Annotated in this window: 26 protein-coding genes; 9 read left to right on the top strand and 17 right to left on the bottom strand. The window is 71.1% G+C overall.

The genetic code is table 11. From position 1 onward, the window contains the following. Positions 1–54 precede the first annotated feature (54 nt). On the bottom strand, positions 55–1,623 hold the full coding sequence (locus tag RBJ77_RS03970) for an FAD-binding oxidoreductase (RefSeq protein ID WP_372343712.1): 1,569 nt from the start codon (positions 1,621–1,623) through the stop codon (positions 55–57). A 92-nt stretch (positions 1,624–1,715) separates the two neighbouring features. Next, positions 1,716–1,865 carry a hypothetical protein gene (locus RBJ77_RS03965; protein ID WP_255976733.1) on the bottom strand — a complete coding sequence of 50 codons (150 nt, stop codon included), beginning with the start codon at positions 1,863–1,865 and terminating at the stop codon, positions 1,716–1,718. A 103-nt stretch (positions 1,866–1,968) separates the two neighbouring features. On the opposite strand from RBJ77_RS03965, the gene RBJ77_RS03960 reads away from it, so the two are divergent. Both RBJ77_RS03960 and RBJ77_RS03955 read left to right on the top strand, forming a co-directional pair. Next, positions 1,969–2,805 carry a hypothetical protein gene (locus RBJ77_RS03960; protein WP_372343711.1) on the top strand — a complete coding sequence of 279 codons (837 nt, stop codon included), beginning with the start codon at positions 1,969–1,971 and terminating at the stop codon, positions 2,803–2,805. 97 nt (positions 2,806–2,902) lie between these two features. Beyond that, positions 2,903–3,085, top strand: coding sequence for a hypothetical protein (locus RBJ77_RS03955; protein WP_255976729.1), 183 nt, complete (start codon positions 2,903–2,905; stop codon positions 3,083–3,085). A gap of 12 nt (positions 3,086–3,097) precedes the next feature. Here the strand turns inward: RBJ77_RS03955 and RBJ77_RS03950 are convergent, their stop codons facing one another. After that, the gene (locus RBJ77_RS03950) at positions 3,098–3,436 is read right to left on the bottom strand and encodes a metal-sensitive transcriptional regulator (protein ID WP_372343710.1); all 339 of its coding nucleotides are present in this window, start codon (positions 3,434–3,436) and stop codon (positions 3,098–3,100) included. Positions 3,437–3,641: 205 nt separating this feature from the next. Between RBJ77_RS03950 and RBJ77_RS03945 the strand changes: the two genes are divergently transcribed. Both RBJ77_RS03945 and RBJ77_RS03940 read left to right on the top strand, forming a co-directional pair. Next, positions 3,642–4,262: a DUF47 domain-containing protein gene (locus RBJ77_RS03945; protein WP_111665497.1), complete on the top strand. Its 621-nt coding sequence runs from the start codon at positions 3,642–3,644 to the stop codon at positions 4,260–4,262. A gap of 9 nt (positions 4,263–4,271) precedes the next feature. Beyond that, a complete protein-coding gene (locus tag RBJ77_RS03940; protein ID WP_255976722.1) occupies positions 4,272–5,270 on the top strand; it encodes an inorganic phosphate transporter in 999 nt (332 codons plus the stop codon). A 238-nt stretch (positions 5,271–5,508) separates the two neighbouring features. Here RBJ77_RS03940 and pstB read toward each other — a convergent pair whose 3' ends face one another. The 4 genes from pstB to pstS form a co-directional block, all read right to left on the bottom strand. Further along, positions 5,509–6,285, bottom strand: a complete 777-nt coding sequence (gene pstB, locus RBJ77_RS03935) for a phosphate ABC transporter ATP-binding protein PstB (RefSeq protein WP_255976720.1) — start codon at positions 6,283–6,285, stop codon at positions 5,509–5,511. A gap of 67 nt (positions 6,286–6,352) precedes the next feature. Next, on the bottom strand, positions 6,353–7,417 hold the full coding sequence (gene pstA, locus RBJ77_RS03930) for a phosphate ABC transporter permease PstA (RefSeq protein WP_372343709.1): 1,065 nt from the start codon (positions 7,415–7,417) through the stop codon (positions 6,353–6,355). Further along, positions 7,414–8,421: a phosphate ABC transporter permease subunit PstC gene (pstC, locus tag RBJ77_RS03925; protein ID WP_255976717.1), complete on the bottom strand. Its 1,008-nt coding sequence runs from the start codon at positions 8,419–8,421 to the stop codon at positions 7,414–7,416. Before pstC ends, pstA begins: the two co-directional genes overlap by 4 nt. 123 nt (positions 8,422–8,544) lie before the next feature. Continuing rightward, complete coding sequence (gene pstS, locus RBJ77_RS03920; protein ID WP_372343708.1) at positions 8,545–9,678, bottom strand: phosphate ABC transporter substrate-binding protein PstS; 1,134 nt, start codon at positions 9,676–9,678, stop codon at positions 8,545–8,547. A gap of 252 nt (positions 9,679–9,930) precedes the next feature. Between pstS and RBJ77_RS03915 the strand changes: the two genes are divergently transcribed. The 3 genes from RBJ77_RS03915 (at position 9,931) to RBJ77_RS03905 (ending at position 13,861) form a co-directional block, all read left to right on the top strand. Then, the gene (locus tag RBJ77_RS03915) at positions 9,931–10,368 is read left to right on the top strand and encodes an NUDIX hydrolase (protein WP_372343707.1); all 438 of its coding nucleotides are present in this window, start codon (positions 9,931–9,933) and stop codon (positions 10,366–10,368) included. A 126-nt stretch (positions 10,369–10,494) separates the two neighbouring features. Continuing rightward, on the top strand, positions 10,495–12,924 hold the full coding sequence (locus RBJ77_RS03910; protein WP_372343706.1) for an RNA degradosome polyphosphate kinase: 2,430 nt from the start codon (positions 10,495–10,497) through the stop codon (positions 12,922–12,924). Beyond that, positions 12,905–13,861 carry a CHAD domain-containing protein gene (locus RBJ77_RS03905; protein ID WP_372343705.1) on the top strand — a complete coding sequence of 319 codons (957 nt, stop codon included), beginning with the start codon at positions 12,905–12,907 and terminating at the stop codon, positions 13,859–13,861. Before RBJ77_RS03910 ends, RBJ77_RS03905 begins: the two co-directional genes overlap by 20 nt. A 1-nt stretch (position 13,862) precedes the next feature. On the opposite strand, the gene RBJ77_RS03900 is transcribed toward RBJ77_RS03905, so the two are convergent. The 6 genes from RBJ77_RS03900 to mshD form a co-directional block, all read right to left on the bottom strand. Next, entirely contained in the window at positions 13,863–14,831 is a 969-nt protein-coding gene (locus RBJ77_RS03900; RefSeq protein WP_372343704.1) for a hypothetical protein, read from the bottom strand. 178 nt (positions 14,832–15,009) lie between these two features. Further along, positions 15,010–15,954 (bottom strand): ABC transporter permease, encoded by a 945-nt coding sequence (locus RBJ77_RS03895; RefSeq protein ID WP_372343703.1) that lies wholly within the window; start codon positions 15,952–15,954, stop codon positions 15,010–15,012. Next, positions 15,951–16,973 carry a hypothetical protein gene (locus RBJ77_RS03890; protein WP_372343702.1) on the bottom strand — a complete coding sequence of 341 codons (1,023 nt, stop codon included), beginning with the start codon at positions 16,971–16,973 and terminating at the stop codon, positions 15,951–15,953. Before RBJ77_RS03890 ends, RBJ77_RS03895 begins: the two co-directional genes overlap by 4 nt. Next, a complete protein-coding gene (locus RBJ77_RS03885) occupies positions 16,970–17,866 on the bottom strand; it encodes an ABC transporter ATP-binding protein (protein ID WP_372343701.1) in 897 nt (298 codons plus the stop codon). The genes RBJ77_RS03890 and RBJ77_RS03885 overlap by 4 nt, the downstream gene beginning before the upstream one ends. Next, the gene (locus RBJ77_RS03880) at positions 17,863–18,345 is read right to left on the bottom strand and encodes a GntR family transcriptional regulator (protein WP_372343700.1); all 483 of its coding nucleotides are present in this window, start codon (positions 18,343–18,345) and stop codon (positions 17,863–17,865) included. The genes RBJ77_RS03885 and RBJ77_RS03880 overlap by 4 nt, the downstream gene beginning before the upstream one ends. Before the next feature lie 141 nt (positions 18,346–18,486). Next, complete coding sequence (gene mshD / locus RBJ77_RS03875) at positions 18,487–19,422, bottom strand: mycothiol synthase (protein ID WP_372343699.1); 936 nt, start codon at positions 19,420–19,422, stop codon at positions 18,487–18,489. A gap of 135 nt (positions 19,423–19,557) precedes the next feature. Between mshD and RBJ77_RS03870 the strand changes: the two genes are divergently transcribed. Together RBJ77_RS03870 and RBJ77_RS03865 are read left to right on the top strand one after the other, a co-directional pair. Beyond that, positions 19,558–21,375: a bifunctional UDP-sugar hydrolase/5'-nucleotidase gene (locus RBJ77_RS03870; protein WP_372343698.1), complete on the top strand. Its 1,818-nt coding sequence runs from the start codon at positions 19,558–19,560 to the stop codon at positions 21,373–21,375. 156 nt (positions 21,376–21,531) lie between these two features. Beyond that, positions 21,532–22,758, top strand: coding sequence for a DUF2993 domain-containing protein (locus RBJ77_RS03865; protein WP_372343697.1), 1,227 nt, complete (start codon positions 21,532–21,534; stop codon positions 22,756–22,758). A gap of 31 nt (positions 22,759–22,789) precedes the next feature. On the opposite strand, the gene RBJ77_RS03860 is transcribed toward RBJ77_RS03865, so the two are convergent. The 4 genes from RBJ77_RS03860 to RBJ77_RS03845 form a co-directional block, all read right to left on the bottom strand. Then, positions 22,790–24,235, bottom strand: coding sequence for an ATP-binding protein (locus RBJ77_RS03860; protein WP_372343696.1), 1,446 nt, complete (start codon positions 24,233–24,235; stop codon positions 22,790–22,792). Next, complete coding sequence (locus RBJ77_RS03855) at positions 24,232–24,969, bottom strand: response regulator transcription factor (RefSeq protein WP_372343695.1); 738 nt, start codon at positions 24,967–24,969, stop codon at positions 24,232–24,234. The genes RBJ77_RS03860 and RBJ77_RS03855 overlap by 4 nt, the downstream gene beginning before the upstream one ends. 41 nt (positions 24,970–25,010) lie before the next feature. Continuing rightward, complete coding sequence (locus RBJ77_RS03850) at positions 25,011–25,178, bottom strand: hypothetical protein (protein WP_372343694.1); 168 nt, start codon at positions 25,176–25,178, stop codon at positions 25,011–25,013. Between the two features lie 29 nt (positions 25,179–25,207). Continuing rightward, the coding region (locus RBJ77_RS03845) for a S1C family serine protease (protein ID WP_372343693.1) at positions 25,208–26,054 on the bottom strand (847 nt) is incomplete at its 5' end.

Below are 26,054 nucleotides of genomic sequence, written 5' to 3'. Positions count from 1 at the left end.
GTCGCGTGGGCCATACGGGGCGGGGGTTCGCCGGACCGGCCCCGCGCAGGACTCCTACAGCGACTGCGGGAACGCGAAGAACCCCGACGGGTCGTACGTCTTCTTCACCTTGGTCAGCCGGGCCGCCGCGGCGCCGTAGTACGCCTGCTTCCAGTCCGTCAGGGTCGCGTCCGTGTAGTTCTGGTAGGCCGCCCCCGACGCGTACGGGCCCATCGCGTCGTGCGCCTTTTTCAGCCAGGCGCGGGCCGCCGTGCCGGACGTGCCGGGCTGCCACGACACGATGTACTGGGCGAGCATCCGCGAGCGGCGGTGCACGAAGGCCGTGGCCGTCGGGTCGACCCGGTTGACCGCGCCGCCCAGCGCCGTCAGCGCCACCGAACCCGCGCCCGCCGACACCGTCTCCAGCTGCCTGAGCAGCGCGCGCACCCCCGCGTCCGACAGGGAGCGGTCGAAGAAGTCCGAGTGCGCCGCGTACGTCTCGCGCTGCAGCGCGCCCTGCGGGGAGCGGCCTGGCGTGGCGCCCGGCAGATGGCACTGGGCGTCGGTGGAGAAGGCCGAGCAGCCCGCGTACACCTCCATCGACTCCTCGTACGAGCGGCGCTTGAGGGAGACCGAGGTGGCCGGGCCGGGGCCGCCGGGGCCGTCGGCGAGCCGGTCCACCGCGTTCTGCAGCTCGGTGTACGTGCCCAGCGAGAAGGCGGCGACGGAGATCGTGGGGCGGCCGCCCACGGCGTTCGCGACGTGTAGGGAGGACCAGATCTCGTCGGGCTGGTCGGGGCCCCACTTCTGCCACGCCTTGAGGACCGTGGCCGCCTTCGACCACGGCCACGTCATGTACGCGGACACGCCCTGCGGCGCCGGGTGCGTCTTGAAGCGGAGCTCGGTGACCACGCCGAACTGGCCGTTGCCCGCACCGCGCAGCGCCCAGAACAGGTCCTTGTTCGTGCTCGCGTCGGCGGTCAGCTGCTTGCCGTCCGCCGTGATCAGGGTGGCCCCGGTGAGGCTGTCGCAGGTCAGGCCGTAGGCGCGCGAGACCACTCCGTGGCCGCCGCCGAGGGTGAGTCCGGAGACGCCGACCGTGGGGCAGGAGCCGGCCGGGATCGTCACGCCCTTGGCCGCCAACGCCCGGTAGACGTCGATGAGTTTGGCGCCCGCGCCGACCACCGCCTCGTTCCCGGAGGCGCGGACCGTCTTCATGCGGGAGACGTCGACGATCAGCCGGCCGTCGCCCGACGACCAGCCCGCGTACGAGTGGCCGCCGTTGCGGATCGCGACCGGCACCTTGTGGGCGCGGGCGTAGGCCAGGGTCGTACGGATGTCGTCGGGGCCCGCGACGTACGCGACCGCCGTCGGCTTCAGGGAGTCGTAGCGGGTGTTGTACAGCTGGCGGGCCGCCGCCCACGCCGACTGGCCGGGGCGGACCAGCGAACCGTCGAGGTCCTTGGCGAGCGCGTCCAGGTTCGCCGCGCCGCGCGTCGTCGTCGACGCGCTCGCGGCGGTGGAGCCGACCGGTGTGCGGCCGGCGGTCCCGCCGTCGGAGCCGCCTGGTCCGCCGGAGCTGCAGGCCGCCGTCGCGCCCGCCGTGAGTGCCGCCGAAGCCGCTATGAACGTACGCCGCCGCATGGGTGTCTCCCTCGGATCCCTCGACCCCGTGGTGTCCGGGTGTCCCGGGGTACGAGACGGGATCCGGGGGCCGGGGGTTCCCGGAGTGTGCCTCAACCGGAGCGGTGGTGCTCCTCCGCGTCCGAACGGGCCTTGCTCCGCGCCCTCCTGGCCGGGCCGCGCCAGCCGCAGGTGCAGCGGGCCAGGCAGAACCGGCCCTGTTCCACGACCGTCGTCGCATGCTCGTGCTGCTGTTGTGCCACCCGGCCACGGTAGCGGCCCGATGTAAACCCCCCGTTCGCGTGACGGGTGTCCCTACCGGTCGTTAACCGGACGACGCACGGACTGCTTGGGGGTAGACAAGCGATGGTGGTGCAGCAGCACGGACACCCGGCGAGGAGAGCGGCGGCGGCCGTCGCCGTGGCGGGAATCGTGGCCGGTGCCACCGGGTGCGGTGGCGGCGCGGAAGCGGGCGACCGGAGCGCGGATCCGGCCCGGACGGTGCGCCTGGCGGCCGATCGGCTGGTGCGCGAGGGCAGTTCCCAGGCGCGTACGTCGATGGAGATGGCCAGCGGCGGGACCCGGGTGACGATCCGCGGCGTCGGTCTCTACGACTACCGCAAGGGACTCGGCGAGCTGAAGGTGCAGCTGCCGCAGGACGCGGCCGGCGCCGAGGAGCACCGGCCGATCACCGAACTCCTCGCGCCCGGCGCCCTTTACATGAAGAACCGGGGCGCCGGGGTGCCCGCCGACAAGTGGGTGCGGGTCGACACCGCGTCGTTGACGGACGGGAACCTGGTCACCGGCGGTGCCACCGATCCGCTCGCGGCGGCCGAACTGCTGCGCGGCGCGCGCCAGGTGACCTACGTGGGGGAGAGCGACGTCGCGGGCGTACCGACGCGGCACTACAAGGGGGACATCGACCTCGGCGCCGCCGCGAGGGCCGCGTCCGCGGGGAACCGGGGCGCGCTCGCCGCGGCGGCGAAAGGGTTCGCCAGGTCGGGCGTGCCGTTCGACGTGTACCTCGACGACGAGGGGCTGATCCGCAAGGTCCGGCACCGGTTCAGCTTCACCGCGGGGCAGCGGAAGAACGGCACGACGGCGGTCTCGTCCACGACCCTGCTGTACGGGTTCGGGAAGCCCGCGAACGTCGAACTGCCGGACAAGAAGGACATTTTCGCGGGGAAGGTCGCCGAGAAGTAGGGGCCGGAAATGGTTCTTCCGTGCCATGCGCGGTGCGTAGGGCGCTCCCTACTCTGGGAAGTCGACTGAACGAAGTCGGCCGACCGCGGAAGAGGTGATGAGCGTGGCTCCGGTGGGTGGCACGGCGGTGCAGGACCACGTCGCCCTCGCCGAGATCGAACTCTGCGGCGAGTTGATCATCGCGGCGTCCGCCGTCTCCGAGGGACGGCTCAGTGCGGACCGGATCGACGAGGTGCTGAGGGTCGCCGAGGAACTGCCCGGCGACCCCGAGGACTGCTGACGCCGGCCGGCGTCAGGTGCGCAGCAGGCGGGCGATGGCCTTCGTGGCCTCTTCGACCTTGGCGTCGATCTCGTCGCCGCCCTTGACCGCGGCGTCGGCGACGCAGTGCCGCAGGTGCTCCTCCAGGAGCTGGAGCGCGAAGGACTGCAGGGCCTTGGTGGAGGCCGACACCTGCGTGAGTATGTCGATGCAGTAGACGTCCTCGTCGACCATCCGCTGCAGACCGCGGATCTGGCCCTCGATCCGGCGCAGCCGCTTGAGGTGCTCTTCCTTCTGGTGGTGGTACCCGTGGATGCCGCGGTCGTGGTCGGTCACGATCTCGGCCGTGGGTTCTGCTTGTGTCGCGTCCATGGTCATCGTGTCCGACCTCCCGTTGTCATTCGTATACCCCCGGTGGGTATATGGTACCGGATTTTCCCCGGCGATGGCCGGTTCGCGGGACCCAGTGCTGATCACTGTGCCTGATGGGCGACACTGGGGGAACGCCGGTTAGCCGTGGCCGGATGATGCGCCTAGCATCACCCTGACCGAATCCAAAGCACCCCGAGGACCCCACGTGCGCTTTCGTCTGACCCCCAGGGAGACGAGCTTCTACGACATGTTCGCCGCATCCGCGGACAACATCGTCACGGGCTCGAAGCTCCTGATGGAACTGCTCGGGGCGGATTCCTCCGCCCGGGCCGAGATCGCGGAGCGGATGCGGGCAGCCGAACACGCCGGTGACGACGCCACCCACGCGATCTTCCACCAGCTGAACTCCTCGTTCATCACGCCGTTCGACCGCGAGGACATCTACAACCTCGCGTCGTCCCTCGACGACATCATGGACTTCATGGAGGAGGCCGTCGACCTGGTCGTCCTCTACCAGGTCGAGGAGCTGCCCAAGGGTGTGGAGCAGCAGATCGAGGTCCTGGCCCGGGCGGCCGAGCTGACCGCCGAGGCCATGCCCAATCTGCGCACCATGGACAACCTCACCGAGTACTGGATCGAGGTCAACCGGCTGGAGAACCAGGCCGACCAGATCCACCGCAAGCTGCTCGCGACGCTCTTCAACGGCAAGTACGACGCCATCGAGGTGCTGAAGCTGAAGCAGATCGTCGATGTGCTGGAAGAGGCGGCGGACGCCTTCGAGCACGTGGCCAACACGGTGGAGACCATCGCCGTGAAGGAGTCCTGAGGCCGGCTCATGGACACCTTCTCCCTGATCGTGACGATCGGCGTCGCGCTCGGATTTACGTATACGAACGGCTTTCACGACTCTGCGAACGCCATCGCCACATCCGTCTCCACCCGTGCGCTGACGCCTCGCGCGGCGCTCGCCATGGCCGCGGTGATGAACCTCGCCGGTGCCTTCCTCGGCAGCGGCGTCGCCAAGACGGTGAGTGAGGGCATCATCGCGACGCCCGAGGGCGACAAGGGCATGGGCATTCTGTTCGCCGCCCTCGCCGGCGCCATCGTGTGGAACCTCATCACCTGGTACTTCGGACTTCCGTCGTCCTCCTCGCACGCCCTGTTCGGCGGCATGGTGGGTGCTGCCCTCGCGGGCGGGACCACCGTGTACTGGTCCGGCGTGTGGGAGAAGATCGTCATCCCGATGTTCACGTCGCCGGTGATCGGCCTCGTCGTCGGTTACCTGGTGATGACGCTCATCATGTGGCTCTTCCGGCGGTCCAACCCGCACAAGGCCAAGCGCGGTTTCCGTATCGCGCAGACCGTCTCGGCGGCCGGCATGGCCCTCGGCCACGGTCTCCAGGACGCGCAGAAGACCATGGGCATCGTGGTCATGGCGCTGGTCATCGGCGGTCACGAGACCTACAGCGACCCCATCCCGGTCTGGGTCAAGATCGTCTGTGCCGTGATGCTGTCGCTCGGTACGTACGCGGGTGGCTGGCGGATCATGCGCACGCTGGGCCGCAAGATCATCGAGCTGGACCCGCCGCAGGGCTTCGCGGCCGAGACGACCGGTGCGTCGATCATGTTCGGTTCGGCGTTCCTGTTCCACGCGCCGATCTCGACGACGCACGTCATCACCTCGGCGATCATGGGTGTGGGCGCCACGAAGCGGGTGAACGCGGTCCGCTGGGGTGTCGCCAAGAACATCGTCATCGGGTGGTTCATCACGATGCCGGCCGCGGCGCTGGTCGCTGCCGCGTCGTACGGGATCGTCTGGCTGGCGTTCGGCTGAGGTTCGCCCCGTAAGGGGCGCGGGTGCGCGAGCAACCCTCGACGAGCCGCAGACGCGTCCGCTCATGTACCGAGCAGAGGCGTCTGCGGCTTTTCTGTGGCTGGTCGCGCAGTTCCCCGCGCCCCTCACGGGGCGCCCACCCGTACATGGAGAGGGCCCGCCCCGGCCGGGGCGGGCCCTCTGTGTCCTCGTGGTGGCACCGCCATGCAGCACCACGAGGGGTCGGGGGGAGTCGGGTCTAGCCGAAGCGGCCCGAGATGTAGTCCTCCGTGGCCTGGACCGACGGGTTGGAGAAGATGCGCTCCGTCTCGTCGATCTCGATGAGCTTGCCGGGCTGGCCGACGGCCGCGAGGTTGAAGAACGCGGTGCGGTCCGAGACCCGGGCCGCCTGCTGCATGTTGTGCGTCACGATGACGATCGTGAAGCGCTCCTTGAGCTCGCCGATCAGGTCCTCGATGGCGAGGGTCGAGATCGGGTCGAGCGCCGAGCACGGCTCGTCCATCAGGAGGACCTGCGGCTCGACCGCGATGGCGCGGGCGATGCACAGGCGCTGCTGCTGGCCGCCGGACAGGCCCGAGCCGGGCTTGTTCAGCCGGTCCTTGACCTCGTTCCAGAGGTTGGCGCCCTTGAGGGACTTCTCGACGACGTCGTTCAGCTCGGACTTCTTGTAGCTGCCGTTCAGACGCAGACCCGCCGCCACGTTGTCGAAGATCGACATGGTGGGGAAGGGGTTGGGGCGCTGGAAGACCATGCCGACCGTGCGGCGCACGGCGACCGGGTCGACGTGGCTGCCGTACAGGTCCTCGTCGTCGAGGAGCACCTTGCCCTCGACGCGGCCACCGGGGGTGACCTCGTGCATCCGGTTGAGGGTGCGCAGGAACGTCGACTTGCCGCACCCGGAGGGGCCGATGAAGGCGGTCACCGAGCGGGGCTCGACCGTCATCGAGATGTCTTCGATCGCCTTGTGGGAGCTGTAGTAGGCGGTCAGGCCGCTTACATCGATTCGCTTGGCCATGAGTCAGTTCACTTCCGATTGCGTCGCTACGTATGGCCCCGCCCGGCGGAGCCGGATATCGGGCGCCTCAGCGACCGGACTTCGGGGCCTTCCAACGGGCGATGCCGCGGGCCACGAGATTGAGGATCATGATGAAGGCGATCAGCACGAGGGCCGCGGCCCATGCGCGGTCGTACGCCGCCTGGCTGCCGCCGCTCTTCGCGTACTGGTCGTAGATGTAGAGCGGGAGCGAGGCCTGCGGGCCCGAGAACGGGTTGCCGTTGATCAGCGGGTTGCCGAAGACCAGCAGCAGGACCGGGGCCGTCTCGCCCGCGATACGGGCGACCGCCAGCATCACGCCGGTGGTGATGCCGCCGATCGACGTCGGCAGGACCACCTTGAGGATGGTGCGCCACTTCGGTACGCCGAGGGCGAGCGATGCCTCGCGCAGCTCGTTCGGGACGAGCTTGAGCATCTCCTCGGTGGAGCGGACGACGACCGGGATCATCAGGATCGACAGGGCCATCGAGCCGGCGAAGCCGGAGTAGCCGAAGCCGAGGATCAGGATCCAGAAGGACAGGATGAACAGGCCCGCGACGATCGACGGGATGCCCGTCATGACGTCGACGAAGAAGGTCACTGCCTTCGCGAGCTTGCCGCGGCCGTACTCCACCAGGTAGATCGCCGTCAGCAGGCCGATCGGGACCGAGATGAGGGTGGCGAGGCCGACCTGCTCCAGGGTGCCGAGGATGGCGTGGTAGATGCCGCCGCCCGGCTCGTAGCTGGTGACGAAGCCCATCGAGTGGGTCAGGAAGTAGACGTCGAGCACCTTGATGCCGCGGGCGACGGTCTCGTAGACCAGGGAGGCGAGCGGGATCACGGCCAGGATGAACGCGACCCAGACGAGGCTGGTCGCGACCCGGTCCTTGGCCTGGCGCCGGCCCTCGACCTTGGCGCCGAGGGCGTAGGTGACGCCGACGAAGAGCAGCGCGGCGATCAGGCCCCACTGGATGCGGCTGTCGAGTCCGGCGCCGAGGCCGATCGCGCAGCCCGCGGCGACCGAGCCGACCGCGATGGCCCAGGGGGACCAGCGGGGCAGGCGCGCGGCGCTCAGGGAGTCGGGGCGCTTCACAGGTACGGTCGCGTGGCTCATGCGTTGGCCCCCGAGTACTCCTTGCGGCGGGCGATGATCAGCCGGGCTGCGCCGTTGACCAGCAGGGTGATGACGAAGAGGACCAGACCCGAGGCGATCAGGGCGTCGCGGCCCTGGTCGTTGGCCTCGGAGAACTTCGCGGCGATGTTCTGCGCGAACGTGCCGCCGCCCGGGTCGAGCAGGCTGGCGTGGATCAGGAAGTCGGGGGAGAGGACCGTGGCGACGGCCATCGTCTCGCCGAGCGCGCGGCCGAGGCCGAGCATCGACGCGGAGATCACACCGGAGCGGCCGAAGGGGATCACCGACATGCGGATGACCTCCCAGCGGGTCGCGCCGAGCGCGAGGGCCGCTTCCTGGTGCATCTGCGGGGCCTGCCGGAACACCTCGCGGGAGACGTTCGTGATGATCGGCAGGATCATGATCGCGAGCAGGATGCCGACGGTGAGCAGGGTGCGCGGGGCGCCGCCCTGCCAGGCGAAGATGCCGGTCCAGCCGAAGTAGTCGTCGAGCCAGCCGAACAGGCCCTCCAGGTGCGGCACCAGGAACAGGGCGCCCCACAGGCCGTACACGATGGACGGCACGGCGGCCAGCAGGTCGATGACGTAGGCGATGGGGCCGCCCAGCTTCTTCGGCGCGTAGTGCGTGATGAACAGCGCGATGCCGACGGAGACCGGGACCGCGATCAGCATGGCGATGATCGAGGTGACGATGGTGCCGAAGGCGAGGACGGCGATGCCGAAGACGGGCGGGGTCGCGGTCGCGTTCCACTCGAAGGTGGTGAGGAAGTTGCCCTCGTTCTTCGAGAGGACCAGCGAGGCGCGGTAGGTCAGGAAGATCGCGATCGCGGCCATGATCGCCAGCAGCAGGATGCCCGAGCCGCGCGAGAGACCGAGGAAGACACGGTCACCGGGGCGGGTGGCGCCGCGGGCGGCGCGCTTCTGCTCTGCTGGGGTCGGGCGATCGGCGGGCGCCGGTGGCGCGGGTGGTTGCGTTGCTATGTCCATGGGGATTCTCCGGTCTGCGAAGTCCGTCCGGTCCCTGCGGGGAGTCGTACGGGCTTCTGGCGGCGGTGCACCGGACGGTGCGGGCCGGCCGGACCCGGGGGTCCGGCCGGCCCGCACGCTGGGTCAGCTGAGGGACGCGATGGTCTCGCGGACCTTGGCGTTGATCTCGGTCGGGATCGGGGCGTAGCCCAGGTCCGCGAGGGAGGCCTGGCCCTCGTCACTGGCCATGTAGGTCAGGAAGGCCTTGGTGGCGGGCAGGGTCTCCGCCTTGTTGCCCTTGTCGCAGGCGATCTCGTACGTGACCAGGACGATCGGGTAGGCGCCGTCGGCCTTGGTCGTGTAGTTGAGCTCCAGGGCGAGGTCCTTGCCGGAGCCGATGATCTTGGCGTCGGCGATGGCCTTGGAGGCGTTCTCCGTGGTGGCCTTGACCGGGGCCGAGGCGCCCGTGTCGATGTCCACGGTCTTCACGCCGTCCTTGGCGTACGAGAGCTCCATGTAGCCGATGGCGCCGGCGGTCTGCTTGACCTGCTGCGCGACACCGGAGGAACCCTGCGCGGACTGGCCGCCGGAGGCCTTCCAGGCCTTCTCGTGCTCGTACTTCCAGTCGCTCTTGGCGGCCTCACCGAGGTACTTGGTGAAGTTGTCCGTGGTGCCGGACTCGTCCGAGCGGTGGAACGCCTGGATCTTGGTGGACGGCAGCTTGGCGTCGGGGTTGAGCGCCTTGATCGCCTTGTCGTCCCACTTCGTGATCTTCGAGTCGAAGATCTTGGCGAGGGTCGGCGCGTCCAGGACGAGGTTGTCGACGCCGTCCAGGTTGTACGCGACGGCGATCGGGCCGCCGACCATCGGCAGGTCGATGCCCTGGCCGGTCTTGCAGACCTTCTTCGAGGCGGTGACCTCTTCGGGCTTCAGCGCCGAGTCGGAACCGGCGAAGGCGACCTGGCCCTGGTTGAAGGCCTCGATGCCGGCGCCCGATCCGTCGGGCTTGTAGTTGACCTGCACGCCGGAACAGGCCTGCGAGAAGGTCTTGCGCCACGCCTCGATCGCGTTGGCCTGGGCCGACGAGCCGCTGCCGAGGAGCTGGCCCTTGGCGTCGTCGCACTTGATGTTGCCGGCCTTGGCGGAGGAGCTGGCGCCGCCGCCGCCCGTGGTGTCGCCGGTGTCGTCGGAGCCGCACGCCGTGAGGGCCAGGGCGCCGGAGACGGCGATAGCGCCGAGGGAGAGGGCGCGGAGCCGGTTCTTGCGCTGAAGCTTCACCTTCGGATGTTCCTTCCAGGAGCCGCCGGCCTCTTGTATGTGTGTGGCGGCGTGCGAAAGTCTGCGGATTTTCAGTCGAACGGCGGGGTGCTCCCGGAGGTCCGGGGCTCACCGCGTAAGGCCGAAATTAGGCAGATCAGGTGAAGCGGCCGATGGGCATGAGTGAACGGAGGGTGAACCTAAGCGGGCGGTGCGGTTAGGTCACGGAGGGGTCACGTTAGGTGGCCCCCGGGCACGGGAACATGGGGTGCCATGGGATCCGTGGAAGGGCCGCCCGTCGTCCGGGCGGCCGGGTGTGTGCTGTGGCGGGCCGCGGCCCGTGGTGGTGTCGAGCTGGCACTGGTGTACCGGCCCAAGTGGGCGGACTGGTCCTGGCCCAAGGGCAAGCTGAAGCGGGGCGAGAGCAGTAGGGAGGCCGCCCTGCGCGAGGTGCGGGAGGAGACCGGCATGGAGTGCCGGCTCGGCGAGGAGCTCCCCTCCCTGCAGTACGTGGACGCGCAGGGGCGGCCCAAGACCGTCCGCTACTGGGCGGCGCGGGCGACGGGTGGCGCGTTCGTGCCCAATGACGAGGTCACCGAGGTGGTCTGGCTCGCCCCGCGCGAGGCGGCGGACCGGCTCACCCACGAGCGGGACAGAGGGCTGCTCCCCGCCTTCCTCGACGCGCTCGGCCGGGCCCAACAGGGCGTGTGACGGGCGGACTTGGCGTCCCCCTGGGAAGAATCGCCGCTGGCGCAGACGTACGGGGGACGCCCCACCATGTCCCGCACGTCATGTCTCCGTAACCAACCATTCAGACGGGCTTGCGACGCTCACGGAATGCAGCCCCCCGCGTCCGAACCGTCGCAGCACCCGCCGGAGTCCTCCGCGCCGGGCAGGCTCCGTCTCGCGCCCGCGCTCTCCGACCGCTTCGACGCGCCCGGGAGCGGCTCCGCGCGGAAGAATGGGGCCATGAGCCAGCCGAACGCCGCACAGGACCAGACTGAATCCCCTTCGTCAGCCGCTCAGGACGCCGCGACGCCGCAGCCGCAGCCCTCCGTGGGTTCCCTCGCCGCGCACCGCCCGCACACGGTGGCCGGTGGCGACTTCGACGGGAAGCTCACCGGGATCGTGGCGGACATCGACGCGGATCCGGACGACTACGAGGACGATTACGCGGGCCAGGACGGGGCCGAGCTGCCGCAGGGACGTTTCCTTGATCGCGAGCGCAGCTGGCTGGCGTTCAACGAGCGCGTCCTGGAGCTGGCCGAGGACCCGAACACGCCGCTCCTGGAGCGCGCGAACTTCCTGGCGATCTTCGCCTCGAACCTGGACGAGTTCTTCATGGTCCGGGTGGCGGGCCTCAAGCGGCGCATCGCGACCGGCGTCGCCACCCGTTCGGCCTCAGGGCTCCAGCCCCGTGAGGTCCTGGAGCTGATCTGGAACCGCTCCCGCGAGCTCATGGCCCGGCACGCCGCCTGCTACCAGGACGAGGTCGCCCCGTCCCTGGCCGACGAGGGCATCCACGTCGTGCGCTGGAACGAGCTCACCGACAAGGAGCAGTCCCGGCTCTACACGCTGTTCATGCAGCAGATCTTCCCGGTCCTCACCCCGCTCGCGGTCGACCCCGCCCACCCCTTCCCGTACATCTCGGGGCTCTCGCTCAACCTCGCGGTCGTCGTCTCGAACCCGGTCTCGGGCCACCGGCACTTCGCCCGCGTCAAGGTGCCGCCGCTGCTCTCCCGCTTCCTGGAGGCGTCGCCGCAGCGCTACGTGCCGATCGAGGACGTCATCTCCGCGCCCCGGCACCTGGGCGAGCTGTTCCCCGGCATGTCGATCGAGGAGCACCACATGTTCCGCGTCACGCGGAACGAGGACCTGGAGGTCGAGGAGGACGACGCCGAGAACCTCCTCAAGGCCCTGGAGAAGGAGCTCATGCGGCGCCGCTTCGGGCCGCCGGTGCGCCTGGAGGTCGAGGAGACCATCGACTCCGAGGTACTGAGCCTGCTGGTGCGGGAGCTGAAGATCAGTGAGGCGGAGGTGTACCCGCTGCCGGGTCCGCTCGACCTCACCGGCCTGTTCTCCATAGCGGGCCTGGACCGGCCCGAGCTCAAGTACCCGAAGTTCGTGGCGGGCACCCACCGCGACCTCGCCGAGGTGGAGTCCGCCTCCGCGCCGGACGTCTTCGCCGCGCTGCGCCAGCACGACGTGCTGCTCCACCACCCGTACGACAGCTTCTCCACGTCCGTGCAGGCCTTCCTGGAGCAGGCGGCCAACGACCCGGACGTGCTCGCCATCAAGCAGACGCTGTACCGGACGTCGGGCGACTCGCCGATCGTGGACGCGCTGATAGACGCGGCGGAGTCCGGCAAGCAGGTCCTCGTCCTGGTGGAGATCAAGGCGCGCTTCGACGAGCAGGCCAACATCAAGTGGGCCCGCAAGCTGGAGGAGGCCGGCTGCCACGTCGTCTACGGGCTCGTCGGCCTGAAGACGCACTGCAAGCTGTCCCTCGTCGTCCGGCAGGAAGGCGACGCCCTCGTCCGCTACAGCCACGTCGGCACGGGCAACTACCACCCCAAGACCGCCCGGCTGTACGAGGACCTGGGACTGCTGACGGCCAACCAGGAGGTGGGGGCCGACCTCTCCGACCTCTTCAACCGGCTGTCCGGCTACTCGCGCCGGGAGACCTACCGCCGGCTGCTCGTCGCGCCCAAGTCGCTGCGCACGGGCCTGGTCACGCGGATCGAGAAGGAGGTCCAGCACCACCGTGCGGGCCGTCCCGCCTACGTCCGCATCAAGGTCAACTCGATGGTCGACGAGGCCGTCATCGACGCCCTCTACCGGGCGTCGCAGGCCGGCGTGCCGGTCGACGTGTGGGTCCGCGGGATCTGCGCGGTACGGCCCGGGGTCGCGGGGCTGTCCGAGAACATCCGGGTCAGGTCGGTGCTCGGCCGGTTCCTGGAGCACTCCCGCGTCTTCGCCTTCGGCAACGGCGGCGAGCCGGAGGTGTGGATCGGCAGCGCCGACATGATGCACCGCAACCTCGACCGCCGCATCGAGGCCCTGGTCCGCGTCGAGGACCCGGCCCACCGGGCGGCCCTCAACCGGCTGCTCGAAACGGGGATGTCCGACACCACCGCCTCCTGGCACCTGGGTCCGGACGGCAACTGGACCCGGCATGCCACCGATGCAGACGGGCGACCCCTGCGGAACGTACAGGAGATGCTCATAGACGCCCGGAGGCGCCGGCGTGGCACAGCAACACCTTGAGTCCAGTGGGCCGTTGGAAGGGAACGACGGTAACGACGTCCTCGGGTCCTACCTGCGGGCCCAGGCGACCGAATTCCTGCGCTCACTGCGGCAGCACCGCGAGAGCGGCGCGGCCGACGGCACGGCCGACGCGGCGCGCGCCCTGCGCCGCGCCGCCCGCCGGGTCAGCGGCACCCTGCACACCTTCCGCCCGCTGCTCGACGCGGAGTGGTCGGACGCGCTGCGGCCCGAACTGGCCTGGCTGTCGGGCACGCTGGCGCAGGAGCACGCGTACGGGGACCGGCTCGCGCGGCTGAGCGAGGCGCTCCAGCGGCTGACGACGACCGGACCGCAGACCGGCGCGCGACTGCCCCAACAGGCGCCCGCGGCCAACGCGTTGACGGTCGGCGCGGCCAAGGCCGCCGCGCTGCTCGACCGGCAGCTCACGCTGGCCCGCACCCGCGCGCACAGCACGGCGCTGCAGGCACTCGGCTCGTCCCGGTTCCACGCGGTCGCGGACAACGTCGCCGTGCTGGCCAGCGAGGTGCCGCTGTCCGGCGCGGACACCGAGCTGAAGAAGCTGGCGGCGGAGGCCGAGTCCCGGCTCGGGGAGGCGGTCTCCTCCCTGCACCACACCGGCCACCCGTACAACGCGGACGCGGACACGCCCTGGCACCACGTCCGGCTGCTGCTGCGTCTGCACCGGTACGCCCAGGAGGTCGCCCCCGAGCGGCCGCCGACCGACGTCAGACTCACCGAGGCGGCGCACGCCCTGAACACGCACCGGGACGCCGCCGAGGCCGCCGCGGCGGCGGCCCACGCGGCCCGCACCCCGCGCATCGCCCCCGCGACGGCGTACGCCCTGGGCGTGCTCCACGCCGACCAGCGGCACCAGGTGGAGGCCGCGCGCGACGCGTTCAGAGCGGCGTGGCAGCGGCAGGCGGTGGGGACGCCCTGACTCAGGGCACCTGCCGCCGCAGGACGCGGAAGGCCACCACGGCCGCCGCCGCGGCCAAGGCCAACGTCAGGGCGGATTCCGTCAGTTGGCTCGGCCAGTAGTGGCTGGACGGGTGGTACGTCACCCAGAAGTCCTTGAAGTGTGCCGTGCAGTGGCGCAGATCGGCCGCGCTGTCGGCGTCGACGCACGCCCAGTCGTTCCCGATCCGCTCGCCGGAGCCGCGCACGACGGCGCCGTGCTCCAGGACCTGGGCGTCGGACGGCGGGCGCAGCGCCTTGAGGCCGGTGTCGGTGACGGTCGGCCACAGGCTCGCGCGGTAGCGCGCGCTCAGCAGGCCGGTCGCCAGGAGCACGACGGTGCCGACGATCCCGCTGGTCACCGTCGTGCGCAGGAGTACCCCGGCGAGCGCGCCCACCGCCAGGCCCAGGACGACCAGGGCGACCGGGAGGGTGCCCGTCGTGGTGAAGACGTCCTCGTCGTGCCAGGGCAGGCCGTGCCGGGGCAGCGGTCCTGAATCCAGGACGACGGTCCGCAGCAGCACCACGGGGATCGTGCCGGCCACGAACCAGGCCGCCGGGACGGCGAGCGTCGTGGCCAGCCAGCGGGCCGGGGTGAGCGACTGTGCCCAGAGCAACGGGGCCGTACCGCGCTCCAGTTCGCGCCCGACGCAGATGCTGCCCATGAAGACCGCCGCGACGTACGGCGCCACCGTGACCAGAGCGCCGGTCAGCTCGAACAGGAACCGGTACCGGGCGTACGGGCCACCGGCCGGCTCGCACCCCTGAGCCGTGCAACCGGCCAGCTGCCGCGCCGCGGCGTCCGCGCCCGGCCCGTACAGCCACAGGAGGACCACCACAGCGGCCAGGACCGCCGTCGTCCATATCCAGAGGGCAAGGCGGTGCAGACGCAGGACCGTCCACACCGCCCCGGTCGGCCGCAGCCGCCGGGAGACCGGGAGCACCTGGGTCATGAGCCGGATCTCTCCTCTCGGGCCCGTCGGACGCCCTTCGGGCGGGGCGCCGGGGTGGGCTCGGCCGACCCCGTGTTCCAGAACTGGAGTGCCGTGGCGGCCGAGCGGGCCGCCGATGTCAGCCACAGGGCCGGCCGGGCGAGCGGCCGGGCCGAGAGGGCCGGGGCCGGTGAGCGGTTCATACGGCGACTCGCTTCCTCAGAGTGCGGTACGTGAGGGCCACGACGGCGGCGGTCAGCGCCAGCACCAGGCCGGTCTCGACCAGCTGGAGCGGCCAGAAGTGCGAGGGCGGGTGGCCCTCGGTGTAGAAGCCCGTGACGTTGTGATCGACGAGGCAGGCGCGGTCGCCGCCGCACATCGGGTCGGCGACGTGGGCGCCGGACCCGGTGACGGCCCCTTCGGAGACCACTTCACCGACGAAGCCGGGGTAGCCGTGCTCGACCGATCCGAACACCGTCTCGGTGGGCCACAGCCGCGACCGCACCAGACCGACGAGCGTCCCCAGCGCGACCGTGAGCACCAGGCCGATGACGGCCGAGGTCAGCGCGCGCCGCTTGAGCAGGGCGGCCAGCGCGCCGCAGGCCAGACCCAGCAGGGGCATCGCCATGACGACCGGGCTCAGTGCCCCGGGGGAACCCGTGAACCACTGGTTGTCGGTGAGATGGGGGGTCTGCGCCGCGACCGCCCTGCGCAGCAGGACCAGCACGCCCGTCCCCGCGACGAGCAGCAGCGCCGGCAGCACCAGCTTCGTGGTGAGCCAACGGACCGGCGACACGGACTGCGTCCACATCAACTGGGCGGTGCCCCGCTCCAGTTCCTGACCGATCAGGGTGCCGCCCGCGTACACCGCGGCGGCCGCCGGCAGGAAGGACACCAGGACGTCGGTGAACTGGAGGACGTAGTGGTACGCGCCCGCGGTGTCGCCCTCGGCGACGCACCCGGTCGCCACCTTCGGCGAGCAGACGCCGATGATGCCGAGCCCGCTCGTGCCGGGCCCCCACGCCCACAGCAGCAGGCCCGCGGTCACCGCGACGTACAGCGCCCACAGCCAGATGCTGCCGCGGTGCAGCCGCAGCACCGTCCAGGTCAGACCCGAGCGCGGCGAGAAGGTCGTGGCACTCATCCGCGGGCCCCCTGCCGGGTCTTCTTGGGCTGGTACCGGCGCAGCACCAGGAACGCGGCGACGACGCAGAGCACGGTGAGGCCGAGCAGGATGCCCGTCTCGGTGAGCTGGCGCGGCCAGTAGTCGGACGAGGGGAGGTACTGGCGGGTGAAGCCGGTGACGTCGTGGCGGGCGAGGCACGCCTTGTCCAGATAGCAGCCGGGGTCGCGGATCTCGGCGCCGCCCGACGTGATCGCCTTGCTGTGCACGGGGATCTCGGGCTGCTGGTAACGGCCCTGGAACGGCCAGGAGTTGCCGCGCAGCGCACCCACCAGGTACGTGACGACGCCGGAGACGGCGAGCGCGGGCAGGGCGCGGCGCAGGACCAGCGCGGCGAGCACGCCGAAGGCCAGGGCGAACAGGGCGTTCGCGACGGTCGCCGGGCCGATGTTGAAGTAGAAGGAGCGTGGGCCGATGCCGGCGATGAGGAGATGCCCGTGGGCGTTCCACACCAGCCGGTACACGATCACCAGCAGGCTCGTGCAGACCGTGATGAGGAGCGCCGGCACGGTCAGCTTGGCGACGAGCCAGCGGGTCGGGGTCACCGACTGGGTCCACGCCCATCGGGCCGTGCCCAGCTCCAGCTCGCGGGCGATCAGCGGGCCCGCCGCGAACACGGCGATGCCGATCGCCAGGAGCCGGGTGAGGGACGCCGGCTCGTAGAAGATGGTGTCGAACGAGCCGAGGGGCGACAGGAACTCGGGCAGCCAGGCGGAGAAGGGGAAGGACTTGCCCTCCCAGCCGTTCTCCTGCGCTCCCGAGTATCCGAAGGTGTCGAACGCCTTCTGTGCCGCCGACGCGCCCGGGCCCCACAGCCACAGCAGCAGGCCGAGGCTGATCACGGCGTACCCGGTCCACACCCACAGGGCGGTGCGGTGCAGCCGCAGCATCGTCCACACCAGGCCGTCCGGGCCGGGGAGCGTGCGCCGCACCGTCGGCTTCGCCGGCCCTTCCGGCTTTTCCAAGGACGGGGCGCTCATGCGGTCACCGCCGTGCGGTCCGCCGTCGAGGCCGTGCTCGGGGTGATCAGGGCCGGGGCCTGCGGCGAGCGCAGGTGCGCCAGGAGCAGCTCCTCCAGGGAGGGCTCCTGGACCTGCCAGCCCTCGCCGACCGGACCGTCCCTGCGGATCAGGGCCGTGACACCGCGGCCGGAGGCGCGGGACTCGACGACCGTGTGCTTCGAGAGGTCACCGCGGCCGGTGACCAGGCTGTGCGCGCCGATCAGATCGTCGATGCCGCCACCGAGCCGGATCCGGCCGCCGCCCAGGAGCAGCAGGTGGTCGCAGGCGTCGGCCAGCTCGGCGACGATGTGCGAGGACATCAGGACGGTCGTGCCGTGCTCGGCCGCGTCCGCCATCAGCGTGCCCATCAGCTCGTGCCGGGCCAGCGGGTCCAGGTCGGCCATCGGCTCGTCCAGGAGCATCAGCTCGGGCCGCTTGCCCAGGGTGATGGCGAGCGCGACGCGGGTGCGCTGGCCGCCGCTGAGCGCGCGGACCTTCGTCCTCGGGTCGAGGGAGCCCTGCTCGACGATCCCCGCCGCGTAGGCCGCGTCCCAGCGGTCCGGGTTCAGCTCGGCGCCCATCCGCAGCGTGTCCGCGATGGACAGCTGGGGGTGCAGCGGCTTGTCCTGGGACAGGTAACCGACCCTGGCGCGGGCCTCGCCGGGCCCGGCGCCGAGCACGCGCAGCTGCCCGGAGGTCTGGCGCAGCAGCCCGGCAGCTATCGCGAGCAGCGTGGACTTCCCCGCGCCGTTCGGGCCGACGAGCGCGCTGATCCGGCCTTCGGGCAGCCGGAAGGAGCAGTCGTCGAGGGCCGCGGTGGCGTGCCGTCCGTACCGCTTCACGAGGCCCGTCGCCTCGAGGGCCGTGTTCATGCGTTCCCCTTGGTCGTGCTGGTGGTCGTGCTGGTGGTCTTGCCGGTGGTCGTGCCGGAGCCGGTACGGGAGGCGGTACCGGAGGCGGTGCCGAAGTGTTCCTCCAGCGCGTTGCCGAACAGGGCCGCCACGTCGCCGCGGTCCAGGCCCGCCTCCCTCGCCCGGCGCGCCCAGTCGTCGAGCTCCGCCTTCAGCGGGGAGTCGGCGGGCGCGGACCCGAGCGATCTGCGGACGAACGTGCCCAGGCCACGACGGGCCTCGACGAGGCCGGAGCGCTCCAGCTCGCGGTAGGCCTTGAGCACCGTGTTCGGATTGATGGCCGTGGCCTCCACGACCTCGCGGGCCGTGGGCAGCTTGTCGCCCGGCTCCAGCATGCCGAGCCGCAGAGCCTGCTCGGTCTGGTGGACGATCTGCAGGTAGGTGGAGACGCCGCTGTGGCGGTCGATGCGGAACTCGATGACGCGCTCTTGCTCCCCCACTGGCGTACCCCCTTTCACTAATCAAGTAGTGAAAGGGTGATGCAAGGGTGCCCGCCGCGTCAAGCCACGAAAGAGGGGGCGGCGCCCCAAGGCGCCGCCCCCTCGTGAAAAACCGCAGGTCAGGACCGCGGGAGGAGTGAGTCAGGACTCTGTGCGATACATCAGATCCGTCTCGTACGTGGCGAACCCGAGCCGCTCGTAGACCCGCACCGCCGCCTTGTTGTCGGCGTCGACGTACAGCATCGCCGTCGGCAGACCCGCCGCCGCGAGGTGGCGCAGCCCCGTCGTGGTGAGCGCCTTGCCGAGGCCGCCGCCCTGGTTCCCGGGCGCGACGCCGACGACGTACACCTCGCCGAGCCGCTCCTGCGCGTGCACCTTCGTCCAGTGGAAGCCGACCAGCTCGTCCTTCTCGAACGCCAGGAAGAAGCCCGCCGGGTCGAACCACGGCTCGGCCTTGCGGTCGTCCAGGTCGCGCTGGGTGAGCGAGCCCTGCTCGGGGTGGTGGGCGAACGCCGCCGCGTTCACCGCGAGCCAGGCCGCGTCGTCCTGCCCCGGCACGAACGTACGGATGCGCACGCCCGCGGGCAGCTCGGGGTCGGGCAGCTCCAGATCGGTCAACGACCGCCGCATCTGCCGCAGTTCGCGGAACAGGGTCAGACCGAGCACCTGCGCGAGGTGCCGGGCCGCGCTGTGCCCGCCGTGCGCCCACACCCGCAGCCGCTTGCCGGACGCCGCGAGCAGCGCCGTGCCGAGCGCCCGCCCGTGCCCGTGCCCGCGGTGTGCCGGATGCACGACGAGCTCGGCGGCCGGGGCCTCGATGGGGTCGGTGTCCTCCAGCTGCGCGTACCCGACCAGGTTCTCGTCGACGGAAAGCAGCAGATGGCGCACCCCCTCCCGCTCCCCGCCCCGCAGCTGCAGCCGCCCCTGCTCCGAGACGGCCTGCTGACCGTCGGCCCGGGCGGCGTCGGTGAGCAGCGCGAGCACGGCGGTGGACTGCTCGGCGGTCAGGGCGGACAGGGTGTCGATCCGGCGGCCCGGGAGAGCGGGATCGGCGGTGGTTGCGGGGTCCGTGGTCATGGCTACGAGGGTACGGCGCGGTCCGCGCAAGGCGGCGGCAACCAGCTCGTAACCCGCAACCCCCTGTTGCGCTACGCGCGTTGACCCTAGGCTGCCCCCGCAATCCCGCAGTCGCAGTGATCCCCAGGGGGACAGATGCCCGTACAGACGAACCGGCCCGGGCGCCGGCTGAGAGCCGTGCTCGCCGCGGCCGCCACCCTCACCACCGCGGGGGCGCTGATCGCCGCGCTGCCCGCGGGCGCGGCCGACGGCCACCACGCAGGCAGCGGCCACCCCGCGGGCAAGGGCCGCTACCAGGACGTGCAGCTGCTGTCGTTCAACGACTTCCACGGCAACCTGGAGCCGCCGGCCGGATCGTCCGGGCAGGTCACCGAGGACCAGGCGGACGGCACGACGAAGAAGATCGACGCGGGCGGCGTCGAGTACCTGGCGACCTCCCTGCGCACCGCCCGCAAGGGCCACCCGTACAGCGTCACGGCGGCCGCCGGCGACCTCATCGGGGCCAGCCCGCTGCTCTCCGGCCTCTTCCACGACGAGCCCACCGTCGAGGCCATGAACAAGCTCGACCTGGACGTCACGTCCGTCGGCAACCACGAGTTCGACGAGGGCGCGGCCGAGCTGGCGCGCATGCAGAACGGCGGCTGTCACGCGAAGGACGGCTGCTTCGAGGACGGCCGCACCTTCGAGGGCGCCGACTACCCCTACCTCGCCGCGAACGTGACCGACGAGAAGACCGGCAAGCCGATCCTGAAGCCCTACTGGGTGTGGAAGCACAACGGCGTGAAGATCGGCTTCATCGGCGTCACGCTCGAAGGCACGCCGAACATCGTCTCCGCCGACGGCGTCAAGGGCCTGAAGTTCCACGACGAGATCGAGACCGTCAACAAGTACGCGAAGATCCTCGACAAGCAGGGCGTGAAGTCCATCGTCACGCTGATCCACGAGGGCGGCGTGCCCGCCTCGCAGTCCTACAACTACGACTGCGACGCGCCGGGCGCGGGCTCCGGCGTCTCCGGACCGATCGTCGACATCGCCAAGGGCATCACGCCGAAGGTCGACGCGCTCGTCACGGGCCACACGCACAACGCGTACGCGTGCACCATCCCCGACCCGGCGGGCCGGCCGCGCATGGTCACGTCCGCGTCCTCGTTCGGGAGGCTGTACACGGACACGACGCTCACCTACGACCGCCGCACCGAGGACATCGTCCGTACCTCGGTGAAGTCGGCCAACCACGTGGTGACGCGGACCCAGGACAAGGCCGCCGACATGACGGCGCTGATCGGCCGGTGGAACAAGCTGGCCGCGCCCGTCGCGAACCAGTCCGTGGGCCACATCTCCGCGGACATCCTGGGCCGCGGCGCCGGCACGCCCGAGGAGCCGCTCGGCGACCTCATCGCGGACGCGCAGCTCGCCCACGCCAAGTCCCTCGACCCGAAGACGAGCCTGGCCCTGATGAACCCGGGCGGCGTCCGCGCCGACCTGGTCTACAAGGCGACCGGCAGTGAGGGCGACGGCGTGGTGACGTACGGCGAGGCGTTCACGGTCCAGCCGTTCAGCAACACGGTCAATCTGGCCGACCTCACCGGCGCGCAGGTCATCGAGGCGCTCCAGCAGCAGGTCAGCGGCGGGAACGAGGCGTCGCCGAAGATCCTCCAGCCGTCGGCGGGGCTCACGTACACGCTCGACATGACGAAGTCGGGCGCGGCCCGCGTGGTCGTCGACTCGATCAGGCTGAACGGGGCGGCCATCGACCCGGCCGCCACCTACCGCGTCGCGATGAACTCCTTCCTCGCGGGCGGCGGCGACGGCTTCGCGGCGCTCGGCGCGGGCAAGAACCCGCTGGTCGGCGCCGACGACCTGAAGGCGCTCAACGACTACCTGACTGCCAACTCCTCGGCCGCGAACCCGATCGCGCCCCCGAAGGCGGACCGCATCACGATCATCAAGTAGCCGTAACGCGTTCTTGATTCCGGGTGGCCTACGGTTGAACCGACCGTGGGCCACCCGTCGTACGTGCCGCCTGTTGTGAAGGTTGTTTGCCTAAAGGGTGGGGGTGTGTGGTGGAATCACCCGATGCGTACCCCCCACCGCATATCCAACGCCCGCATGCCTTCTGATGGTTGGCCGGAGGAATCGGTTCCATCGGAGCCCCTGCGGGCAGCGAGCAGTCCCTACGACGAGCTGGCCGCCCTCGCCGGCAACCCGCTCGACGACTTCCTGCACGAGGATCCCGACGACCCCGACGATCCCGGCGGCGAGGAGTGGGCCCCGCCCAACCACCGGCGCGGCAGCCGCCGGCGCAACCGCTTCGCCGGACTGTCGACCGTCACGAAGGGCGTCGTCGCGGTGGTCGTCCTCGTCTCGTTCCTCGCCCTCGCCGACCGCTGGGCCGTCCTGTACGCCGAGCACCGCGCGGCCCAGCAGCTCAAGAAGGAACTGAAGCTGACCGCGGCCCCCGAGGTCGAGATCCAGGGCTTCCCGTTCCTCACCCAGCTCGCGGACCGCCGGATCGACGAGATGAAGGTCACCGTCCCCGACGTCGCCGCCGACCGCGTCACCCTCGCCAAGGTCCAGGCGACCGCCCGCGACGTCCGCATCGAGGGCTCGGGACTCACCGACATCAGCGGGGCCCACGTCGACGCCATGCACGGCGAGGTGCTGCTCAGCTTCGCCGACATGAACCGTGAACTGGGCGCGTCCCAGGTCACGTTCACCGGGCACGGCCGCGACCGGGTCCTGGCGCGCGGCACGCTGCCGGTCGCCGGGCACCAGGTGAAGGTGCGCGCCGACGCCACGATCCGGCGCCTGGGCGGTACCGGCATCGCCACCGACATCGACGGGATGCGCCTCGACATCGGCGACCTGGCGAGCTACCGGCCGGGCACCGGGGCCACGGAGGGCCTGCACCTGACCGCCAAGTCCGTCGACCGGATCACCGAGGAGACCGACAAGGCCAGGCGGCTGCTGTCCGTCCCGGCGATCGTGCGGCGCGCCGGCGTCCCCGACGGAGCGGTCCGCGAGGCGCTGCACAGCGACGCGAAGCTCAGCGAGCTGACCGGGTCGCCCCGCTTCGTGAAGCAGCTGATGGGGATGAACCTGATCGACATCGCGATCGACCACCCCTGGCTCCTGGAGAAGATCGGCCTCGACCCGGCGCTGCTCGACGGCCTCACCCGGCTGACCCGCCCCGAACTGGCCGACCGCCTCTCCCTCGCCTTCCGGCTGCCGAAGCTGCCTGGCGACCACGGCTACGTACGGCTGCGCGACGTGACCGTGGAGCAGGACGGGATCCGGGTCGACCTGTCCGGCGCGGGACTCGCCGTCGGCCACTGAGACCCGCGGTGAGCCGCTGGGAGCCGGGGCGTCAGGGGAGTTCCGGCGGCGGCGTCGGCGCTCCCGGCAGCCGCATCGTCGCCACGGTGCCGCCGCCGTCCGCCGCGGCCAGCCCGACCTCGCCGCCGTAGCTCTCCACGGTGCGGGCCACGATCGACAGGCCGAGGCCCGAGCCCGGCAGGGCGCGGGCGGACGGGGAGCGCCAGAACCGGTCGAAGACGTACGGGAGTTCGTCGGCCGGGATGCCCGGACCGTGGTCCCGTACGGTCAGCGTCCCGCGCATCAGCCGGACCTCGACGGTGCCGTGCTGCGGGCTGAACTTCACGGCGTTGTCGAGCAGGTTGACGATGGCGCGCTCCAGCGCCGCCGGTTCCGCCCTGACGTACCAGGGGGCCAGCTCCGACACGATCTTGAGCTCGGGACCGCGCAGCCGGGCACGATCCAGCGCCGCGCGGACCGTCTCGTGCAGCGACACGACCTTCAGCGGGCCGTCGCTGCCGCTCAGTCCGGTGCGGGACAGTTCCTGGAGGTCGCCGATGAGCGCCGCCAGCTCCGTCATCTGCGCCTTGACCGACGCCATCAGCGCCTTGCGGTCGTCCGGCGGGATGGCGCGGCCGGTCTCCTCGCTGCGGGTGAGCAGTTCGATGTTGGTGCGCATCGAGGTGAGGGGCGTGCGCAGCTCGTGACCGGCGTCGGCGATGAGCTGCTGCTGGAGCTCGCGGGAGGCCGCGAGGGCGGCCGTCATCGAGTTGAAGGAGGCCGACAGCCGGGCGATCTCGTCGTCGCCCTCCACGGGGATGCGCACGGTGAGGTCTTCGGTACGGGCGACGTGTTCGACGGTCTCGGTGAGCTTGTCGACCGGGCGCAGCCCGGACCGGGCGATCCACAGGCCGGCGGCGCCGGCGCCGATCACCCCGATTCCCGAGACGAGGAGGAGGACCAGGGCCAGCTCGTTGAGCGTGGACTGGGTGTCCTCCAGCGGGTAGGCGACGAGGAGGGAGCTGTTCGCGAGCACCACGCGGCCGGGGCCCTTGGAGATGACCGGCACGGTCAGGACGCGGACGGGCGTGCCGTCGGTCGCCTTGCCGTTGCGGTACGTCTCCACCTCCGGGTCCGGGTGCTCGGCCACGGCCGTGTCGCTGTCGGCGACCTCGACCGTGCCGCGGGAGCCGGGGAAGACGCAGGGCGTGCCGTCCGACTTCACCAGCTGGAAGTAGTACGAGGACCGCGGGCCGGGGGAGTTCTGCTGCCCGGGGGAGTCGGTGCACTCGTTCAGCACCGACTGGACGTCGCTCAGGGTCAGCGACTTGTCGAGCGAGTGGAGGTCGTCGTCGACCTCGCCGTACAGCTTTCCGCGCACGATGAACCAGCACGTCACCGCCACCGCCGCCACCGCCGCCGCCACGGCCACCGCCACGAGCAGGGCCAGCCGCGACCGCAACGGGAGTCCGCGCAGCCTGCGGAGCACCCCGCTCACTCGGCCGCGCCCGATCGCAGCACGTACCCCACGCCCCGCACGGTGTGCACGAGCCGCGGCTCGCCCCCGGCCTCGGTCTTGCGCCGCAGGTACATCACGTACACGTCCAGCGAGTTGGACGACGGTTCGAAGTCGAAGCCCCAGACGGCCTTGAGGATCTGCTCGCGGGTGAGGACCTGGCGCGGGTGCGCGAGGAACATCTCCAGGAGCGTGAACTCGGTGCGGGTCAGCTCGACCGTGCGCTCGCCGCGCGTCACCTCACGGGTGGCCAGGTCCATGCGCAGGTCGGCGAAGGAGAGGACGTCCGCGTCGTCGGCGTCGCCGCCCGCCGCGGCGGCGTAGGAGCTGCGCCGCAGCAACGCCCGCACCCGCGCGAAGAGTTCGTCGAGCTCGAACGGCTTGACCAGGTAGTCGTCGGCGCCCGCGTCGAGCCCGGTGACCCGGTCGCCGACGGTGTCGCGGGCGGTGAGCATGAGGATCGGCGTGGTGGAGCCGGTGGCGCGGAGCCGGCGCGCGGCGGTCAGGCCGTCCATGCGCGGCATCTGGATGTCGAGGACGACGAGGTCGGGCCGGTACGCGGCGGCCTTCTCCAGCGCGTCGGCGCCGTCGACGGCGACCTCCGTGGCGTACCCCTCGAAGGCGAGGGAACGCTGGAGGGCCTCGCGCACCGCGGGCTCGTCGTCCACGATCAGGATGCGGTGCTGGGCGTCGCGGTCGCCTTCGGCGGGGCTCATGGGCTGCGCTTCCTTACGAGTGGGTACGGGCGGGGCCGTCTTCAGCCTCGCACGGCCGCGCGGCGGCCGCGTGGCGCCCGGCGTCGTGCCGGGGGCGCGAGTTCCGGCGCCCGGGTGGCCGGCGCGTGCAGCGCCGAGGCCACGGCGAGGGCGAGGCCGAGGGCGGCGGGGGCCGCCGAGGCGTCGGGGTGGTGCACGGTGCGGATCATGAGGGGTCCTCCCGGGGCGGGGCGGCGGGTCAGCTGTCGGAGCCTCCGGCCCGCAGCGAGTCGAGGTCCGCCTTGACGGTGTTGATCGGGATGGCGAAGCCGAGGCCGACGCTGCCGGCGCTCGACGACGACGTCGAGGAGTCCGAACTGGCGGAGTACATCGCTGAGTTGATGCCGATGATGTTGCCGTTCATGTCGATGAGGGCGCCGCCGGAGTTGCCGGGGTTGAGCGACGCGTCGGTCTGCAGCGCCTTGTACGTGGTGGTGGAGGAGCCGGTGTCGCCGTTGAACTCCTGGCCGCCGAACTCGAACGGCCACTGGCCGTTGCCGCCGCCCTGCTGCTGCTCCTGCTGGTTGCCCTCGTCGGTGGAGACGGTGACGTCGCGGTCGAGCGCGGAGACGATGCCGCTGGTGACGGTGCCGGTCAGGCCCTCGGGGGAGCCGATGGCGACGACCTCGTCGCCGACCTTGACGCCGTCGGAGTCGCCGAGCGTGGCGGCCTTGAGGCCCGAGGCGTTCTTCAGCTTGATGAGCGCGAGGTCCTTCTTGGCGTCGGTGCCGACGACCTCGGCGGTGTAGGACTTGCCGTCGCTCGTCCGCACCTTCACCGAGGAGGCGCCGGAGATCACGTGGTTGTTGGTGAGGATCTCGCCGTCGGCGGTGAGGATCACGCCGGAGCCGGTCGAGGAGCCCGAGCTGAGCGTCGCGTTGATCTCGACGATCGACGGGCTGACCGCCTCGGCGACCCCGGAGACCGTGCCCTTCTTGCTGCTGGGCACGACGTTGGTGCTGGTGGAGGAGGCGGACACGGTGTCGGATCCGGTCAGCTCCTGGAAGCCGTACGCGGTGGCGCCGCCGACGGCCGCCGCCGCGACG

Origin of the sequence: Streptomyces sp. KL116D (assembly GCF_030766975.1) — a bacterium.
Classification (GTDB): Bacteria; Actinomycetota; Actinomycetes; order Streptomycetales; family Streptomycetaceae; genus Streptomyces; species Streptomyces longispororuber_A.
Note: the sequence above shows the minus strand (reverse complement) of the source record. Positions and strands in the feature narration are given on the sequence as shown.